This window comes from Aurantibacter crassamenti (assembly GCF_016811105.1).
GTDB classification, from domain to species: domain Bacteria; phylum Bacteroidota; class Bacteroidia; order Flavobacteriales; family Flavobacteriaceae; genus Aurantibacter_A; species Aurantibacter_A crassamenti.
This window is the reverse complement of sequence record NZ_JAFBGM010000001.1, coordinates 2,341,691-2,360,831: the sequence shown is the minus strand read 5'-3', so window position 1 is coordinate 2,360,831 and position 19,141 is coordinate 2,341,691. Positions and strand designations below refer to the sequence as shown.

Annotated in this window: 18 protein-coding genes; 8 read left to right on the top strand and 10 right to left on the bottom strand. The window is 33.6% G+C overall.

All coding sequences use genetic code 11. The features are described from left to right. The first annotated feature begins 12 nt into the window (after window positions 1–12). The 3 genes from JQC67_RS09755 to uvrB are packed head-to-tail and all read left to right on the top strand — an operon-like array spanning window position 13 to window position 5,649. Window positions 13–849, top strand: a complete 837-nt coding sequence (locus JQC67_RS09755) for an ABC transporter permease (protein ID WP_203252624.1) — start codon at window positions 13–15, stop codon at window positions 847–849. Between the two features lie 27 nt (window positions 850–876). After that, on the top strand, window positions 877–3,606 hold the full coding sequence (locus tag JQC67_RS09750; protein ID WP_203252623.1) for a T9SS type B sorting domain-containing protein: 2,730 nt from the start codon (window positions 877–879) through the stop codon (window positions 3,604–3,606). Between the two features lie 57 nt (window positions 3,607–3,663). Next, window positions 3,664–5,649, top strand: coding sequence for an excinuclease ABC subunit UvrB (gene uvrB, locus JQC67_RS09745; protein ID WP_203252622.1), 1,986 nt, complete (start codon window positions 3,664–3,666; stop codon window positions 5,647–5,649). A 751-nt stretch (window positions 5,650–6,400) separates the two neighbouring features. On the opposite strand, the gene JQC67_RS09740 is transcribed toward uvrB, so the two are convergent. Both JQC67_RS09740 and JQC67_RS09735 read right to left on the bottom strand, forming a co-directional pair. Continuing rightward, a complete protein-coding gene (locus JQC67_RS09740) occupies window positions 6,401–6,826 on the bottom strand; it encodes an Hsp20/alpha crystallin family protein (RefSeq protein WP_203252621.1) in 426 nt (141 codons plus the stop codon). Between the two features lie 133 nt (window positions 6,827–6,959). Continuing rightward, entirely contained in the window at window positions 6,960–7,361 is a 402-nt protein-coding gene (locus JQC67_RS09735; RefSeq protein ID WP_203252620.1) for a TerB family tellurite resistance protein, read from the bottom strand. A gap of 132 nt (window positions 7,362–7,493) precedes the next feature. Between JQC67_RS09735 and JQC67_RS09730 the strand changes: the two genes are divergently transcribed. Further along, a complete protein-coding gene (locus tag JQC67_RS09730; RefSeq protein WP_203252619.1) occupies window positions 7,494–7,853 on the top strand; it encodes a DUF1456 family protein in 360 nt (119 codons plus the stop codon). A gap of 48 nt (window positions 7,854–7,901) precedes the next feature. Here JQC67_RS09730 and JQC67_RS09725 read toward each other — a convergent pair whose 3' ends face one another. The 3 genes from JQC67_RS09725 to JQC67_RS09715 all read right to left on the bottom strand — a co-directional run bounded on the left by JQC67_RS09725 (window position 7,902) and on the right by JQC67_RS09715 (window position 10,453). After that, entirely contained in the window at window positions 7,902–8,240 is a 339-nt protein-coding gene (locus JQC67_RS09725; RefSeq protein ID WP_203252618.1) for a hypothetical protein, read from the bottom strand. A gap of 292 nt (window positions 8,241–8,532) precedes the next feature. Further along, window positions 8,533–9,726 (bottom strand): ADP-forming succinate--CoA ligase subunit beta, encoded by a 1,194-nt coding sequence (sucC, locus tag JQC67_RS09720; RefSeq protein ID WP_203252617.1) that lies wholly within the window; start codon window positions 9,724–9,726, stop codon window positions 8,533–8,535. An 88-nt stretch (window positions 9,727–9,814) separates the two neighbouring features. Next, the gene (locus tag JQC67_RS09715; RefSeq protein WP_203252616.1) at window positions 9,815–10,453 is read right to left on the bottom strand and encodes an LON peptidase substrate-binding domain-containing protein; all 639 of its coding nucleotides are present in this window, start codon (window positions 10,451–10,453) and stop codon (window positions 9,815–9,817) included. Between the two features lie 166 nt (window positions 10,454–10,619). Between JQC67_RS09715 and lysA the strand changes: the two genes are divergently transcribed. The 4 genes from lysA to JQC67_RS09695 all read left to right on the top strand — a co-directional run bounded on the left by lysA (window position 10,620) and on the right by JQC67_RS09695 (window position 14,497). Then, window positions 10,620–11,858 carry a diaminopimelate decarboxylase gene (lysA, locus tag JQC67_RS09710; RefSeq protein ID WP_203252615.1) on the top strand — a complete coding sequence of 413 codons (1,239 nt, stop codon included), beginning with the start codon at window positions 10,620–10,622 and terminating at the stop codon, window positions 11,856–11,858. 321 nt (window positions 11,859–12,179) lie between these two features. Beyond that, on the top strand, window positions 12,180–12,710 hold the full coding sequence (locus JQC67_RS09705; protein ID WP_203252614.1) for a thioredoxin family protein: 531 nt from the start codon (window positions 12,180–12,182) through the stop codon (window positions 12,708–12,710). Between the two features lie 925 nt (window positions 12,711–13,635). Continuing rightward, window positions 13,636–14,280 carry a DUF2975 domain-containing protein gene (locus tag JQC67_RS09700; protein WP_203252613.1) on the top strand — a complete coding sequence of 215 codons (645 nt, stop codon included), beginning with the start codon at window positions 13,636–13,638 and terminating at the stop codon, window positions 14,278–14,280. Between the two features lie 4 nt (window positions 14,281–14,284). Then, on the top strand, window positions 14,285–14,497 hold the full coding sequence (locus tag JQC67_RS09695) for a helix-turn-helix domain-containing protein (protein WP_203252612.1): 213 nt from the start codon (window positions 14,285–14,287) through the stop codon (window positions 14,495–14,497). 3 nt (window positions 14,498–14,500) lie between these two features. Here the strand turns inward: JQC67_RS09695 and JQC67_RS09690 are convergent, their stop codons facing one another. The 5 genes from JQC67_RS09690 to JQC67_RS09670 all read right to left on the bottom strand — a co-directional run bounded on the left by JQC67_RS09690 (window position 14,501) and on the right by JQC67_RS09670 (window position 19,111). Further along, window positions 14,501–15,145, bottom strand: a complete 645-nt coding sequence (locus tag JQC67_RS09690; protein WP_203252611.1) for a class I SAM-dependent methyltransferase — start codon at window positions 15,143–15,145, stop codon at window positions 14,501–14,503. A gap of 110 nt (window positions 15,146–15,255) precedes the next feature. Continuing rightward, complete coding sequence (guaB, locus tag JQC67_RS09685; RefSeq protein WP_203252610.1) at window positions 15,256–16,728, bottom strand: IMP dehydrogenase; 1,473 nt, start codon at window positions 16,726–16,728, stop codon at window positions 15,256–15,258. A gap of 74 nt (window positions 16,729–16,802) precedes the next feature. Further along, window positions 16,803–17,294, bottom strand: a complete 492-nt coding sequence (locus tag JQC67_RS09680) for a hypothetical protein (RefSeq protein ID WP_203252609.1) — start codon at window positions 17,292–17,294, stop codon at window positions 16,803–16,805. Continuing rightward, window positions 17,294–17,752, bottom strand: a complete 459-nt coding sequence (locus tag JQC67_RS09675) for an FMN-binding protein (RefSeq protein ID WP_238934556.1) — start codon at window positions 17,750–17,752, stop codon at window positions 17,294–17,296. Before JQC67_RS09675 ends, JQC67_RS09680 begins: the two co-directional genes overlap by 1 nt. A gap of 174 nt (window positions 17,753–17,926) precedes the next feature. After that, complete coding sequence (locus JQC67_RS09670; protein ID WP_203252607.1) at window positions 17,927–19,111, bottom strand: hypothetical protein; 1,185 nt, start codon at window positions 19,109–19,111, stop codon at window positions 17,927–17,929. Window positions 19,112–19,141: the final 30 nt, after the last annotated feature.

The window sequence follows — 19,141 nt, the reverse complement described above, 5'->3', positions numbered from 1 at the left end:
TCAACTGACCGCATGATACGTTTACTTCAAATAGAGTTTATAAAACTTTGGAATAACAGAGCTAGCAAAATTTTAGTTTTTTCCTATTTTATATTACTCACTTCAATAGCATTAGTAGCTGCTATTAAATTCGATATTGGCCCAATAAACTTTCACCTTGCAGAACAGGGCATATTTAATTTTCCATACATATGGCACTTTAACACTTTTATTACGGCTTTCTTTAAACTATTCTTAGCTATAGTCATTGTTTCAATGATGGCAAATGAATACAGTAATAAAACCATCAAACAGAACCTTATTGATGGACTTTCTAAAAAAGAATTTATTCTATCTAAGTTTTTAACAGTTGTTACTTTCGCTCTTATTTCAACAGTATTTGTATTTGTAGTCTCACTAATTCTAGGGATTGTTTATTCTGATTTTAATGAGTTATCAATTATATTTTCTGATTTAGAATTCTTATTGGCCTTCTTTGTAAAATTAATGGGCTTTTTTGCCTTTTGTATGTTTGCCGGCATACTAGTAAAACGCTCTGCCTTTGCATTGGGATTTTTAATTCTATGGCAAATTTTTGAAGGTTTTGTTAGAGCAATTTTACGATGGAAGATTTTTGAAGGTCATACAGAAACTGACGCCGTTATGGGGTTATTTCCACTAAATGCTATGTGGAATCTTATCGACGAACCTTTTTCTAGACTAAGCGCGGTACAGTCTTTAGGGGACCAAATAGGCGAAGATTTTAGATTTGATTATGCGGTACATTGGTATGAAATACTTATTGTTTTGGGTTGGACAGCTATTTTTGTATATCTGTCATATGCACTTTTAAAAAGGCGTGATTTATAGTACCTTATGCGTTCGAGAGAACGTGAAATGAAAAAGATTTGCTTCATAATTATATCGCTTGTTTTTGCCATAAGTTATGGCCAGGACGAGACAACCAATTGGTATTTCGGTAAGAATGCTGGCTTACGTTTTAACAAAGATGGTAGTGTTACTGAACTAACCAACGGTAAAATAAATACCGAAGAAGGCTGTGCAAGTATTTCTGACAAAGCTGGAGTTTTACTTTTTTATACCGATGGTATTACTGTTTATGATCGAAACCATTCGGTTATGCAAAATGGTACGGGTTTATACGGAGACCCTTCTAGTACGCAATCCGCCATTATAGTTCCTGCACCCGCAAGTGACGATGTGTTTTTTATTTTTACAGTAGATACATCCATTGAAGAAGATGATCCAAACTTCGGTTTCAATTATTCAATTGTTGATATTTCTGAGAATAATGGTATTGGTGCTGTCACAGCTAAAAATATTAATTTATTGCAAACTTGTTCTGAGAAAATTACAGCTGTAGTTAAAAACTGTTCTGAAGAATCTGTTTGGGTAATGACGTTATCAACAGTTGATGGTATTAATGGTCTTTCTGATACTTTTCATGCTTTTGAGGTTAATGATCAAGGGGTAAATCAAACATCAGTAAAAAGCACATTCAGCACAACGTTTGGTGATCAAAGAGGGTATTTAAAATTATCTTCTGATGGTAAAAAAATGGCAAGTGCTAATGAATTAGATGGTCTCTACTTGTATGATTTTAATGCTGAAACTGGTGTTGTTTCAAATCCTGAAAAAATAAGTATTTCTGGACATTACAAAAACCCATATAGTGTGGAATTCTCTCCAAACAATCAATATTTATATGTGCATACGCATTCAGATGCTCCTGCTATGGAAACTAATCACAACTCAAATTTACTTCAATATGATCTTTTTAGTAGTAATATCTCACAATCAAAAGTTGTGCTTCATCAAAGCAACAATTATAGAGGTGCACTACAATTAGGGGCGAATGGAAAAATTTATAGAACCTTAACAAAATCATACATTGAAGGAACTCAGTATTTAGGTGTTATTGATAAACCAAACCTGAAAGGAGAAGCAGCCGATTACCAGCACAATGCAATTTATTTAAATGGTGGAATTGCAATGCAAGGCTTACCCCCTTTTATTCAATCTTTCTTTGCAAAAAAAGGACTTATCAAAACTGCTGATGGAACCACAAGTACCTCTGCTACTTTTTGTGATGGAAAAGAATTAGTTCTAGAAGCGGATGAATTACCTGGCGCCACTTATTACTGGGAGCACGATGGTGTTCCGTTAATGAATGAAAATAATAATATCTTAAGAATCGAGACATTAAATCAATCGCACGCGGGGCAATATCGACTGATAATTTCTCAAGCAGATGCAACGCAATGTGACATTTTAGGGGAAGCCCAAATTCAAATTAATGAACCCCCAATTGCCAATAATTACAGTCTAACACAATGTGATATTGACGATGAAAATGCAAATGCCAGTTCAGATGGTTTTACCTATTTCAATCTCGATCAGACTCGAAATGAGATTAGTCCAAATCAAGAAAATTTGGTCACCTTTTATAGAACTTTAGCTGATCTGGAAAATAACTTTCCAATAGAAATAACATATGAATTTAGAAACGAAACTGTTACGAATCAGACTATTTATGCAAAAGTTACCGATAGCTATGGATGTACCAATGAAGCTGAGTTAGCGCTAGAGGTAAGTCCTTCACCTTCTGATTTATCAACCGGTGCTATATATTATTCGTGTACCATTGACCCATCCGCTACAACCGCAGAAGGCTCTTTTGACCTCGTGAATATTAAAAATGCAAATTATGAAAGTTTTGATGTTGTTTTTTATAATTCCAAAATTGATGCATCCTTAGAGATAAACCCAATTCTAGAAAATATTTATACTTCAACTTCTTCTATAATTTATGCACGTATTGAAGCAACGAACCAATGTTTAGGCGTAGAAGCAATAGAATTGGTTGTAAACCCTACGCCTGTTATTAACATTGATCCTGAATATTTAGTTTGTACAAATGATCCTAACTTGCTTTTAGAAGCTGAAACTGGATTTGATATTTATGCATGGTATAAAATTGATGAAAGTAACAATGAAACTTTAATATCAAATGCTATAACAGTTGCCATTGTTGAACCGGGAAATTATCGATTAGAATTAGGCTGGAGTTATGTTAATGGAACGGAAATTTGCACCAACAGCAGTGACTTTAAAGTATTGCCTTCGAATAATGCCATAATTTCAGAAGTAGAAATAGAAGACCTACAAGAAAATAATAAACTCACTATTATAGCCATTGGTGATGGGGATTATGAATTTGCTATTGGTGATAAAAATGGACCATACACTGATTCTCCCGAATTTGATAATGTAGCTCCGGGTAAGGCAAAAATTTATGTTCGAGATAAAAATGGTTGTGGAATAACAGAAGAAGAAGTTTCAGTAATTGGATTTCAAAAATTTTTCACACCCAACGGAGATGGGGTTAATGAAAAATGGAATTTAATTGGAATTCCTTTTGATGATGAAGTTTCATTATCTATTTATGATCGATATGGTAAATTACTTCACCAAGTCAATAGATACGCAAATGAAGGTTGGGATGGCACTTTTAATAACCAACCACTACCAGCAGCTGACTATTGGTTTAGAGTCAACCTAGAAGCAGGTCGTGTTTATCAAGGCCACTTTACTTTGAAAAGATAATAGATAAAAATCCCTTTTGAAATCAATTAAAACCGAAGTCTTTTGTAATTTTAAACGATGAAGTTTAATTTAGTTTCACTGTTCAAACCTACAGGTGATCAACCGCAGGCTATCAGACAATTGGTTAGTGGTTTAAACACAGACGAACAGTATCAAACATTGCTTGGGGTCACTGGTTCAGGTAAGACATTTACGGTAGCAAACGTAATTAAAGATGTTCAGCGGCCAACTTTAGTTTTGGCTCACAATAAAACACTAGCCGCCCAATTGTATTCTGAATTCAAGCAGTTTTTTCCAGATAATGCTGTAGAATATTTTGTTTCATATTATGATTATTACCAGCCAGAAGCTTTCATACCTACCACTGGATTGTACATCGAAAAAGACCTTTCTATCAATGAGGATATTGAAAAATTAAGGTTAAGTACAACATCTTCTTTATTATCGGGTAGGCGCGATGTAATTGTCGTTGCATCTGTTTCTTGTTTGTATGGAATTGGTAATCCGGTGGAGTTTCAAAAAAATGTAATTACTATTGAAAAAGATCAGGTAATTGCGAGAACTAAATTTCTGCACCAATTGGTACAAGGACTTTATTCAAGAACAACGGCAGATTTTAAAAATGGCAATTTTAGAGTTAAAGGTGATGTTGTTGATGTATTTCCTGGCTATGCTGACCATGCGTTCAGAATTCATTTTTTTGGTGATGAAGTTGAAGAAATAGAAGCCTTCGACCCCTTTAACAACACAATTATTGAGACCTATGAAACACTAAATATTTACCCTGCCAATATGTTTGTAACATCACAAGACGTGTTGCAAAATGCCATTCATCAAATTCAAGATGATATGGTTGCTCAAGTTGCTTACTTCAAAGAAATAGGAAAACACCTAGAAGCAAAACGTCTTGAAGAACGAACAAGTTTTGATCTTGAAATGATTCGCGAACTTGGTTACTGCTCTGGTATTGAAAACTATTCTAGATATCTTGACGGTAGAGAGGCTGGTACACGCCCCTTTTGTTTAATAGACTATTTTCCTGATGACTATTTAATGGTAATTGATGAAAGTCACGTAACTATTCCGCAAGTTCATGCCATGTATGGTGGTGACCGTTCTAGAAAAGAAAATTTAGTAGAATACGGATTTCGACTACCTGCAGCAATGGATAATCGGCCTTTAAAATTTGAAGAGTTTGAAGCGCTACAAAACCAAATAATATATGTTAGTGCTACCCCGGCTGATTATGAACTGCAATTAAGTCAAGGGGTATACGTAGAACAAGTTATTCGACCAACAGGACTACTAGATCCCATTATTGATATACGGCCAAGCTTAAATCAAATTGATGATTTAGTAGAGGAAATTCAAACACGGGTAGAAAAAGACGAGCGTACTTTAGTTACAACACTTACCAAAAGAATGGCTGAAGAGTTAGCAAAATATTTAACACGAATAGATGTACGTTGCCGCTATATACATAGTGACGTAGACACACTTGAACGTGTAGAGATTATGCAAGACCTACGAAAAGGTATTTTTGATGTACTTATTGGTGTAAACCTTTTACGTGAAGGTTTAGATTTACCTGAAGTATCGTTAGTGGCTATTTTAGACGCCGACAAAGAAGGATTCCTACGAAGTGCACGTTCGCTTACTCAAACTGTAGGAAGAGCTGCTAGACATCTTAATGGGCGTGCAATCATGTATGCGGACAAAATAACCGCTAGCATGCAAAAAACTATTGATGAAACAAATTATAGAAGGGAAAAACAAATAGCCTATAACACTAAACACAATCTTAAACCAAGAGCATTAAATAAAAGTCTTGATAGTGTGCTTTCTAAAAATTCCGTTTCAACTTATCATTTTGAGAAAGAAGAAATGCGAGCTGCAGAACCAGATATGGATTATTTGACCAAAGATCAAATTGAAAAAATGATTCGCTCAAAAAGAAAAGAAATGGAGAAAGCTGCTAAAGAGTTAGATTTTATGCATGCGGCAAAACTGCGTGACGAAATTAAAATGCTTCAAGAAAAATAGAGCATAAAACTTTAAATTATTACTTCCTTAATTTCATAAAATATCACTTACAAAAAGCGTCATTTTTTATAAGAATTTAAAGTGTCGAAAACTTTAAAAGCAACAAATCTTTAAGCCTTTTTAAATTAGTATTTGCTTTAGAATTATAGCCAGCATTATTATTTCATTCAGTACGTTTTACTAACAATATGCACATTTGTAGTACTTGCCTTACTTTAAAAGTAAGATCTTAAATACACTTTAAACTTAATTGCGATTAAACATCTGATTTTCAAATATTTATGAAATATTTTTAGATAAGCCTAAAACAATAAATTTTTCAAATTATTAATCAAAATCGAATGTGAAAGTAAAATTTTTTATATCCAATAAAAGCAACTTATATATTCACTTTACCAGATGCAAAAAGCACTTAAATTACTGGTAAAGAAATCATTAACTATCCTATATAACTTGTGCTCTAAACGACTCATTACAAAACTTGTTTTTGTGCCCAACATTACCCATTAGAATATCAACAAATAGAAAGATATCCATAAGCATAAAAGATAAAAATTAGCACCTACCCTACTGACTGTTTTTGATTATTTCTATATTCAACTTTATAAAATTTTCACATTTGTATTTGCAACTTTAAAATCTAATAAAATTGATTGCTAGATTTTTAAAAATAAAAAAGCGTCCCTTTTTTAGAGACGCTTTTCAAACTAACCAACCAACATGTAGTATGTAATAATACTACAAATCTATTTTACTTTAGAGAAATAAGTCTTTTTGCTTTTGGCAAAGCTTCCGCTTTCTTCGGAAACACAAACTTTAATATTCCATCTTCGTAATTCGCTTCTATTTTTTCCTCATCAATTGTTTCTGGTAAAGTAAATGACCTTTTAAAGGAAGTAAAGCTAAATTCTTTTCTTGTGTAATTTTCTTTTGAAATATCCTTTTCGGTATTTACATCAGATGAAACAGTTAGCACCTTATTATCGACTTCAATATTAAAATCTTCCTTCTTTCTTCCAGGAACAGACAATTCCAATTCATAATCTTTTTCGTTTTCTTTAATATTTACCGCTGGTAGGTTGACATTCATATTCTCTAATCCACCAAACCAATCTGGTTTTAATATTTCATTCATTAATGACGGAAATACGATATTGTTTCTTCTTACTATGCTCATGATATATTTTTTTATTTGTTAAACTTCAATTGCGCTTTTGAATAAACAAATTATATACCAAGCCTAAAAAGATGTCATTTTGACACTTTTAGCTATTCAAAACATGACATTGTGTCTATTTTATAAGTGTTTTCTAATTGTAATGTGCCTTGAAGATATTTATAAGCACTTTTGGAGGTACAATTTTATTAGGATATTGATGCATTATAGATAATACTTGTTGAATTGCAGATGGCGGCAACCCCATACCTAATCCGATATTATGTAATCGACTAACCTCAACTTCATCCTGCTCTTCGTCAACATTCATCAAGAGCACTAATCTGTGAAACTGAAGAATACGATCGGCTTGAGATTTAGGTATAACATGTTTACTGCTTTTTTTAAGTAATGAATCAAAGGTCTCACGCTCTATACCTAATTGTGCTGCTACACTTAAAAGAAAGCTGAATTCAGGCTCCTTTATTGTTTTATCAATCTGGGCAAAAGCAATCATTTCTGATAAAATACTAAGTTTTTCTTCGTAAGAACTCATATTATATGTGGATGATATTTGATTTACCTATATAAATAACAGAAATAAAGGTGCTTTCGTATAAATAATTGGCCTAAAAACGGATAAATACTACTGCTATGTTTTACTTTGCACTATCAATAAAATAGGATAATGACAAACAACGATGTTTTAAAGAAATTAAGAGTTGCACTCCGACTTCGTGATGATGATATTATTGAAATTCTTCAATTAGTAGATTTTAAGATTTCAAAAAGTGAATTAGGTGCTTTATTTAGAAATGAAGACCACCCAAATTATCGCGAATGTGGGGATCAAATTTTGCGTAATTTTTTAAACGGATTGGTGTTGCACTTACGCGGTACAAAAGAAAATCCTTTAATTCCGGGGGAAGTATTATTAAAGGCTAAACCGAAAAGTAAAGCCCAGACAGTTCAACCAAGAACAAAAATAAATCCTAAAAAGCAGTCTGACCTCAGTTACGTCAAATATAAGAACAAGAAAAAATCCTGATGGAGTAGATCTCAATCAGGATTTTTTTTTTAAAGAATTAATACGGTTCTATAATGCAGCTACACGCACTGCTACTGTATACAATTTACCTTCTTGTATCTCATCAACTTCTACCTTTTTGTAGTTTAAGCGATTTTTTACAAATGTTTCAAGATTCTTATTTTTAGTATCTACTGACATTACAACAATTTCACCATCCTCATTTAACGTAAATCGCACTTGTGCTTTCTGATTAACAGCGTTATCACTTAATGTGTTAACATTAAGAATTTCAGAAATTTGTGCAGATAAACTTTTTGATGGTTCGTTGCTGATTACTTCGTTTGCAAAAATACTTCCTGTGAAAAGTAGCATTGCAGCTACCATAACTAAACTTAATTTTCTCATGACTTTTGTTTTTCCTGACGATTATCAGGTGATTAATAATTGATTGATGAAATGATGAATAAAACCACCTAAGTGGCTTCTATTTAAAAGACGGAACTAGAATAAAATTGTTACAATCTTTTTACGTTTTAACAATTTTTAAGACTAAAATTATAGTCCAAAACTAAATCTGAACAATGCTAAAAACATAGGTATTTATTGACCTAAACACGAAATTTTACTCTTAAATTTTTGGACATAAAAAAAGGCCGTGAATTAACACAGCCTTTTAATTTTTATATGTTTTGAAGTATTATGCTAACACTTCTTTTACTTTATCAGCAGCTTCTTGAAACTGTACCGCTGAATGAACAGCTAGACCTGAATTGTCAATTATCTCTTTAGCTAATTCAGCGTTCGTACCTTGTAATCTTACAATTATTGGCACTTGTATAGCATCACCCATATTTTTATAAGCATCAACAACACCTTGTGCTACACGATCACAACGTACAATACCACCGAAGATATTTATTAATATTGCTTTAACAGCAGGATCCTTTAAGATGATCCTAAAAGCTTCTTCTACTCTTTTTGCATCTGCAGTACCACCAACGTCTAAAAAGTTAGCTGGCTCACCACCTGCCATCTTAATTAAATCCATTGTAGCCATTGCTAAGCCAGCACCGTTAACCATACAGCCAACATTACCATCTAAATCAACATAGCTCAAACCTACTTCACCAGCTTCAACTTCAATTGGATTCTCTTCACGCAAATCACGCATTTCAGCATATTGTTTTCTACGGAATAAGGCATTATCATCAATAGTTACTTTAGCATCTACTGCCATTATCAAATCATCTGATGTTTTCAACACCGGATTGATTTCAAACATACTTGAATCACTTTCTACATATGCCTTGTACAAACTTGAAACAAATTTGGTCATTTCTTTAAACGCCGTACCTGATAGTCCAAGATTGAAAGCAATTTTTCTAGCTTGAAATGGCAAGATGCCTGTAGCTGGATCAATTTCTTCAGTATAAATTAAATGTGGTGTGCTTTCTGCAACCTCTTCAATATCCATTCCACCCTCTGTAGAATACATAATCATGTTTCGTCCTGTACCTCTATTTAGTAAAACCGACATATAAAATTCGCTGGTTTCACTTTCACCTGGGTAATACACATCTTCAGCAACCAATACCTGGTGTACTTTTTTACCTTCAGCAGATGTCTGCGGCGTAATCAAGTTCATACCAATTATTTGGCCTGCAATCTCTTCAACTTCTTTCAAGTTCTTAGCAAGTTTCACACCGCCTCCTTTACCACGACCACCTGCATGTACTTGGGCCTTAATAACATGCCAACCAGTACCGGTTTCCTCAGTAAGTTTTTTTGCAGCTTCTACTGCTTCATTAGCGCTTTGGGCAACTATACCACGTTGTATACGTACTCCAAAACTGGCTAAAATCTCTTTTCCTTGATATTCGTGAAGATTCATTGATTAAAGGTATATAAGTTCAAATGCAAAAATAGGAAACGACAGGCGAATTACAAGCGAGTTGACCTAAAAAGGGTTGTAATACCAACTAATTTTTAAAATCTTCAAAATCTAGTGGATCAAAATTTTTGAAATGACCATTTAATTCAATTGCTTTTTTGGTGCGACCAACTGCATTAAGCACTGAAATAGTTGCCATTAAATGGCCTTTAATAAACGAAAGTCGCTCACTTTCTTTTGCTAGCTGAAGCAATTGAAACTCTTGTTCAAAAGAAAGTCCCATTTTATGAGCCAGAATATAACTATTGAATTTTTCTAGAGGAATTGGCGTAAAAGGCACATCCATTAACCCATATAATTCTTCAATTTTTTCCAACACCCGTTTTTTCGACAAATCAGTGCCATCATTGATAGTATCTAAAAAACGGACATTACCACCTGCATACAATTTTCCTGACATTTGTCTTTCAAATGATTCTATTTTGAAAACCTGTCGCGCTACACATTTCACATCCATTTCTCCATTCTCATAGGCTGTCACAACTTCAACCAATTGCACTTCAGTACCATACGCAACACTGTCATGTATATAAACAGGAATACCAAAAGTAATAGCCTCATTACGGCAATCTTGTATTAACTGCTTATAACGATCTTCAAAAATATGTAAGGGTACAGTTTCACCCGGAAAAAACACAGATTGTAACGGGAATAAAGGAAGTTTCATTTGTTTCTATTAAGTGTTTAAAAATACGATTCATCATGCAATGACACAAAATAAATAATCTATATTGTTACATTTGTAACTTTTTGTTGTATTTTTTATCATGAGGATATTATTTTTTGCGCAATCGCGTTTAACATCCTAGATTTGCGCTAAATACAAACTTAACATGAAGAATGCTGATTTATTAAAAATTGCAAAAACATTCGGAGATCCCGTATATGTATATGACTCTGAAAAAATCACTAGTCAATTCAATAGACTTACAAATGCTTTTAGTAATGTAAAGCACCTGCGGCTAAATTATGCAGCTAAGGCTTTGTCAAATTTGAGCATTCTCAAATTATTGAATTCATTAGGTAGTGGTTTAGATACAGTTTCTATACAAGAAGTAAATCTTGGATTATTAGCAGGTTTTAAACCTGAATCTATCATTTTCACTCCAAATGGTGTTTCATTAGAAGAAATAGAAGAAGCATCTGCTTTAGGTGTTCAAATTAATATAGACAACCTTTCTATCTTAGAACAGTTCGGAAATAAGCATCCTGACGTTCCTGTTTGTGTGCGTATAAATCCGCATGTAATGGCTGGTGGAAATTCAAATATTTCTGTAGGTCATATCGATTCGAAATTCGGAATTAGTATTCACCAAATTCCACATTTACTTCGTATTGTTGAAGTTACCAAAATGAATATCAACGGAATTCACATGCATACAGGCAGTGATATTCTTGATATTGATGTATTCTTATATGCTTCAGAAATATTATTCGAAAATGCTAAGAATTTCAAGAATCTCGATTTTATCGATTTCGGTAGTGGTTTTAAAGTGCCTTACAAATCAGGAGATATTGAGACTAACGTTGAAGAATTAGGAAAAAAACTAGGTAAACGTTTTAATCAATTCTGTACTGAATATGGTAAAGATTTGACGCTTGCCTTTGAACCTGGAAAATTCTTGGTAAGCGAAGCTGGACATTTTCTTGCAAAAGTTAATGTAGTAAAACAAACTACATCTACTGTTTTTGCAAGCATCGATTCAGGATTTAATCATTTGATTCGCCCAATGCTTTATGGTGCTAACCACTCAATTATAAATATTTCAAATAGCAATGGTCGTGAACGATATTATTCTGTAGTTGGTTATATCTGTGAAACAGACACTTTCGGAAATAACGTAAGAATTAATGAAATTTCTGAAGGCGATATTCTTTGTTTTAAAAATGCAGGTGCCTATTGTTTTACAATGGCTAGTAATTATAATTCTAGATTTCGCCCGCCAGAAGTACTTTGGCATGAGGGGAAAGCGCATCTCATTAGAGAGCGTGAAACCTTTGATGACCTTATCAAAAATCAAGTAGATGTGAAAAATCTATTTGAAAAGAAAAAGGAAAAAGCAGGAGTTTAAAAAAACGAAAAGCGGTCATTTAAAATGGCCGCTTTTTTTTGGTATCTAGCTTTATGATATTGCAAATTATGCCAATGCTTTACATGACAGTTCAATGCGAATAATTACCCGATGTTCATTACCTAGCAAACACTTTCATTAAATAAAAAAACATTATTCTTTTGTTCTTCTAAAAACCTAATCTTTTCAATTGTCAACTCTGAATTGAAAAACAAAGCTCAGGTTATTATTCTCTGGAAGAATGTTATTTAAAATAAACACGATGAAAAATCGTTAGTTTTGGTATAGAAATTGGACTAAGTTCAAGTAGAAAAATTAGATATGACCCCATCATCTCAAAATACTTATAAAATAATAGCATTTTTCGCTTTCATTTTATTCACTTTAAATACAAACGCTCAAGAAGTTGAATGGTTGACTTGGAGTGAAGCTGCTGAAATGGCTGCGACAGATAAAAAGCCTAAAAAAGTTTTTGTTGACATTTATACAGATTGGTGTGGATGGTGTAAAAAAATGGATAAAGATACTTTTCAAAATGAAGAGGTTGCTGAATACATGTCTAAAAACTACTACATGGTTAAATTAGACGGCGAAGGAAAAGAAGAGATAGAATACAAGGGGAAGACTTTTAAATTTGTGCCTTCCGGTAGAAATGGATATCACGAATTTGCTGCTGCATTAATGCAAGGTAAAATGAGCTACCCGACTACTGTATTTTTAGACGAAGAAATGAATATGCTTTCACCAGTACCTGGTTACCAAAAGCCAAAACCCTTTTTGGAAATCGCAAAATACTTTGGCGAGAATATTTACAAAAATAAAGACTGGAAAGAGTACACTGCCAGCAAGTAACAACGTATTACTAATCAGTATTTTACGCGACTAAACTAACGTTGATCTTTAAACATATTATTAGTTAATCGCATCGTTTTTCGCATTCCTGAATATCTTGATAAATGTATTAGGAACTAGGCATCAATATAAGTCTTATTTTCATACTTATATAGTATTTACAATCTACACGAACGTATTCACCCATATGTATCATCATATTTTTTATTGAAATTAACTAGATTTAAAGGTCAATTATGTTGATTTCTACCCAATAATTTTAGGTTTTATAAGTAACAAGCTGATCTTCATTTTATTACTGATACTATTTTAATGTTGATCTTTAACGCTGCATTGTTTATCGTAAATGTCGATTAATAATCGTTTTACAGCTCGTGATTTGAATGTTATTTAGACTATTGTAGATCTATAGATCATACTTATATAGTGAATATAGTGTTTCGCATTTCATGCAAAATATATTGAGTTTTGATGTTCTTCAAAATTGCAACATAACACATTCTATTTCATGTAATTATGAAAATTCTTCAAACTCCTTTCCTTATAATAAAGCAACATTTAGCAATTGTCTGATCTCTATTTATTTATCGCATTTCTATTGAAGTAGATCTTTAATGCTTCAAAAATAAAGGGCGAATCCATAGAATTAAACACACAGTTTTTAAATAAAATATTCTGCAAATTCTAGATTTATTTATCAAAGATCTGATCTTTATAAACTTAACACAACCAACCTCATGTAGATCTTTAACTTCATGTTTTGTGTTTTTGGTGGATAATTAGAAGATTTAAGACTATTCTAATAAACCAATGTTTTACTTCTTAATATGAGCATACAAAATTGAATTAATGCTTAATTATCAATAATTATTTATTGTTTATCGATAATTTTTTGTTTCTTTACGTTAATAAACAGATATCAATTATGAACAGTTCGCAAAAAATTAAAGATCTTAAGCTTATCACATTTCTTTTGGGAATTTTTAGGATTGGATTCTTTCTACTTGCTTTTTCATTAAGCATATGGGCCATCATAGGCATCTTGGTTTTAGTTACCAATACATTTACAAATAACATGAGCTTTCCTGTAATGTTTTCATTGGTTAATGAAGGTGCATTTCATGTTTCCTCTGAATTGGAAAACGGAATGTTCGTTATCAAAGATGCAATGGGCATTATGTCATCTGACACATTACCAAAAAGTTTTATTGCACTACATGGTCTGTTTACACTTTCTATAAACATTTGTATTCTTTTTTCTATTCGACAAATAGTTCATATTTTGGAATCAGCAAAAACCGGAAATTTTCTTGTTGTTAAGAATGCTATTCGACTAAGATGGATAGCGATTTTAGGATTAATTATTTTATTCTTCGATAGATTGTCGACCTTAAGTTCAGCAACATATTTTAGTTCCAAATTAGAATACAGTGGTCTAGAATTTAATGCATTCAATGTTTTTTCTTTAATGGAGTTCGACACACTTTTCATCTATCTTTTCTTATTAGTAATAGCAGAAGCCTTTCGATTAGGAGCGCAATTAAAAGAAGAAAACGACTTAACAATATAAAGGCATGGCCATAATCATAAACCTCGATGTGATGCTTGCAAAGCGAAAAATGTCACTCACCGAACTCTCAGAAAGGGTCGGTATTACCATGTCTAACCTATCGATCTTAAAAAAAGGAAAAGCAAAAGCTGTACGATTCACGACGCTTGAAGCTATCTGCGAGGTTTTAGAATGTCAACCTGGTGATATTTTGGAGTTTCAAAACGATAAGAATTAAAAATCACGCTCGCTTTGCAACCGTTGCAAATTGCAAATAAAACATATCCATCGCTGTAAAGAAAAATGGTATATTATAAAGATATGGCTTTAGTGACCGGGTGCGATTGACGCCTTCATGACTAACAATTTGATACCCTAAATCTTCATACATTTTTGCAATACTACTTTTGGTAAAAAAACGTAAATGGGTTTTATCAAAAATGCCATGCCCTTCGTATTCAAATTTCTTTTGTAGAATTATTTTCTTAAAAGCATCATGATATCGAATATTAGGAATGGAGCTGATAACTACTCCCCTATCCGTTAGCTTCGTTCTAAGAATAGAAAGTACGGTATAAGGATCTACCAAATGCTCTAAAACATCATTGCAGTAAATGGCATCAAAATAATTATCAGGAAGTTCTTCAATAAAATTTTCACAAGGACCAATAAAAACCTTATCCAACTTTTTTTCAGCTTCTTTACCTGGGTCCTGCATTAATTCAATGCCCCAAGCTTCAAGATTTTCCTTTTCCTTGATATGATTAGCAAAAGACCCTTCACCGCAACCAATATCTAATATAGTTTTACAACCCTCTGGGAGGTAGGCCAACATTTCAGGTCTTCCATGTTTGTAATAGTCGTCAGCCTTGTTGTCGTAATCCATTTTATTTAAAGTGAGTTACCCACAATTTTATGGGTTGTTTTTTACGCACTAAAAAGTACCACTTCTTATGGAAATACTACTAAAAAATACGGAAGAAAGTTAAAATTTGACTATCTACTATAGTTCGGTGACTCTTTAGTAATGGTAACATCATGCGGATGACTTTCGTTAATACCACTTGCTGTGATTTTAACAAAGCGTCCTGTTTCTTGTAATGTAGCGACATCTTTCGCACCACAATACCCCATTCCTGCTCGTAAACCTCCAATAAACTGATGAATACTTTCATAAAGCTCACCTTTATAGGGAACACGACCAACAATACCTTCAGGAACTAACTTCTTAATATCATCTTCAACATCTTGAAAGTAACGATCCTTACTACCTTTTTTCATGGCTTCAACTGAACCCATACCACGGTATGTTTTGAATTTTCGTCCTTCGTAAATAATAGTTTCACCAGGTGATTCTTGTGTTCCTGCTAATAACGAACCTAACATCACTGTATCTGCCCCCGCTGCTATTGCTTTAGGAATATCTCCTGTATATCGAATTCCACCATCTGCAATAACTGGCACACCACTCCCTTTTATAGCAGCCGCTACTTCTAAAACAGCTGAAAATTGAGGAAAACCAACTCCAGCTACAACCCGTGTCGTACATATTGACCCCGGACCGATTCCCACCTTTACAGCATCAGCACCTGCTTCTACCAAATATTTAGCGGCAGCACCAGTAGCAATATTACCAACAACAACATCTAATTCTGGAAATCGCTTCTTAACTTCTTTTAAAACACTCACTACACCTTTGGTATGCCCGTGAGCGGTATCTATAATCACAGCATCCACACCAGCATTCACCAATGCTTCTGCTCTTTCTACAGCATCACCTGTCACACCAATTGCAGCAGCAACTCTTAGACGACCAAAGCTATCTTTGTTCGCCATTGGCTTTTGTGTTAGCTTGGTAATGTCTCTAAATGTAATTAACCCAATTAGCTTGTAATTATCATCTACTACCGGAAGTTTTTCAATTTTACTTTCTTGAAGAATATCTTCTGCTTGGGCTAACGAAGTTCCTTCACTTGTAGTGACCAAATTTTTAGAAGTCATCACTTCAGAAATTGGTCTTTCATTATTTTTTTCAAAACGTAAATCACGATTAGTAACAATACCAATTAAGACACCATCAGCATCTACAATAGGTATACCACCTATACTAAACTCTTTCATTGCAGCCTTTGCATCTTTTACTTTTGATTCAAGAGGTAAAGTAACTGGATCCAATATCATACCACTTTCAGCACGCTTTACTTTACGCACTTTCATGGCCTGCTGCTCAATTGACATGTTCTTATGCAGCACACCAATACCACCTTCTTGTGCCATTGCTATTGCCATTCTAGATTCCGTAACGGTATCCATAGCAGCTGAAACCACAGGAACGTTGATGGTAATGTTACGAGTAAATTTTGTTTTGATATCTACTTCTCTAGGAAGTACTTCGGAATAGGCAGGCACTAATAATACGTCATCGTATGTAAGTCCTTCTCCTACTATTTTGTTTTGGTGGGCGTTCATTGCAATTACAGATTAATTGCGTGCAAATATAGTGTATTTTACGCCAGTTTCCACACTGTTTATCAAACTTTGAACTATTGACCCTTTCTGAGCGTTTGCGTCAAAACTAAGAGCGCAGAGACCGCAAAAGTGGCGGTCATTAAAATACCTGAACAAATAACTACATATTTCATCCAAAGTATACCTGACCACAGCAGGTAGATGCCACCAAAAGTTAAAATAACTGAAAGAAAAGGCTCTATTGTTAAAAATAATTTTAGTTTTTTTGATGCTTTTGTTATCCATACTAAACCCCCAAGTAAAAAGAAAATTAAAGACATTGAGAGTATATGGGTGTGCACAATAGTTAGCATTTGTCGCTCACTTTTTTTGAATTTCATTTCGGCAGCTTCTTCATTATCTTCATTGCCCAAATAATTTTCTTCAATACCAGCCGGACGATTGCTATCCGTTTCTGAAATAAATAAAAGTCCTGTAAAAAAGCCAATAGAAAGCACGACTACAAAGCAGGCAATAAAGATTTTAATTTCTTTTGGAAAGGTCAGCAGTAATCCGTTAAACTGCATTATAGAATTTTCTTTTCTTGTAGAATACCAACGGTTTGCAATAAATTATCAATTGCAGTAGTCATTGAACGTACCGATATCGTAGCCCCAGAAATTCCGTCAATATTGGTTTTAAAATCTACGCGATCACTTCCGGTTTTACCAAAAAACTGTTTCAACCATCTTTTGCTTCCTATTTCACCGCCATATTCTTCGCGATAAATTAAAACTTTAGAATGCACAATTTCAAGATTATTATTAAATAGCACTAAATAATCAAATTTAGCAGTTTTACTAGAAGCTTGATCCACAAAAACATACCCCAATAAGGCATCGTTTTTATAAACTGCATTCAAGTTACTCTCTGTTATTTTTGAAGGTAGTTCAGCATTTAAACCGCTATCTACATTAATGGATTCAAAAGACACTTCGGTAACCTCAAAAGTTTTTTCTACCTCTTTCACTACCCTCTTTTCCATTTTCTTTGGAAGACCAAAGCCAAGCAGTAAAAAAGTTACTACAAATAGTAAACTGTATGTGGTCTTTTGTGAACGCATCAAACAAATATAGTTATTTGGAATTAATCTTAATAAAAGAAAATGATTTTTTGATAAAAATTAGTTCAACTCTACTAAATTTAGGATACGCGTGCCTTAAAACCAAACACCAATTCCAAAATTCAACATATCCTTGGTGTCAACATCAGAAGCATTTGATCGAAATTGATAGTCTGCTTTAACCACTACCCCAGGTGCTATATGATAATTCAAACCTGTTGTAACATCAGTTCGTTCATAGGCCTTATTTGCGATTAAAGCACCATCAGTATCTGCATGAGTATTGAATTTTTCAAAACGTGTAAAAGCAAATAATCGTTGCTTTTTTGTTAGTGGTAAAAGATTGTAAGCGGCTTCAACATAATAACCTTGAAGAGCACTACCCAAATCTTTACCAGTAAGTGCATTGTACTTATCCGTATCAGATAAAGATGCATGTATAAATTGGCCTCTGGCTGTAAATCTTTGATACGCATACCGCGCATCTAAACCAATCATACTAATACCAATATTAGCACCTTCAATGTCTTCAATTTCATCTGCTGCTTGGGTTTTTCCAAAATATCCTGAAAGTCCGACACGCAAACCAGGTATACCATAGTAATCTAATTTAGTTGAAAAGGTAGGACTATTAACTGTTGATTGTATACCCTTTTGTCGTCCACTACGTAACCCATTTGATCCTTTCAAAAATCCTGAGATACCACCAGCACCATCTGCTTCAGTAGACTTAAAACCATTAAAAACATAAACTTGATAACCAAGAGAAATTTCATTAAACCTACCTGTCGCGCCAATACCTAATTCACGCCATGTTGTTGGAACGATAACATTGTCTGTTGCAGGTCTTTCTGTACCATTAAATGTAGTAGGCTCGTGAAACTCGTTTACAATGCCCATTGGCACTAACATTAATCCACCACGTAAACTTATATTATTTCCAACATTGTAATTAACAAATGCCTGTTCTATAAAAACCTCATTAACGTGCTCTAATTCAACTTCAGTAACAAATTGGGTTTTATCATTAAATCTATAGCCAAATAGTAAAACCATTCTTTGCACATCTAACTCTCCGTTATCACCTTCCGGTTGATTGTAAAGCATTTCAGCATAAGCACTAACCGTAACAGCCGAACCATAATTACCTGACAAAATTCGCTGTGCCGCATTTAATTGCGTTTGCGGAATGAATGTGATTGAATCTGTTTGTGTTTGAGTAAAACCCAAAAACACTGTAAGGCAGAAAAAAGTAGTTAGAAGTTGTATTTTTTTTGACATTGCACTTAATATTTAATTTAGGCGGCAAAA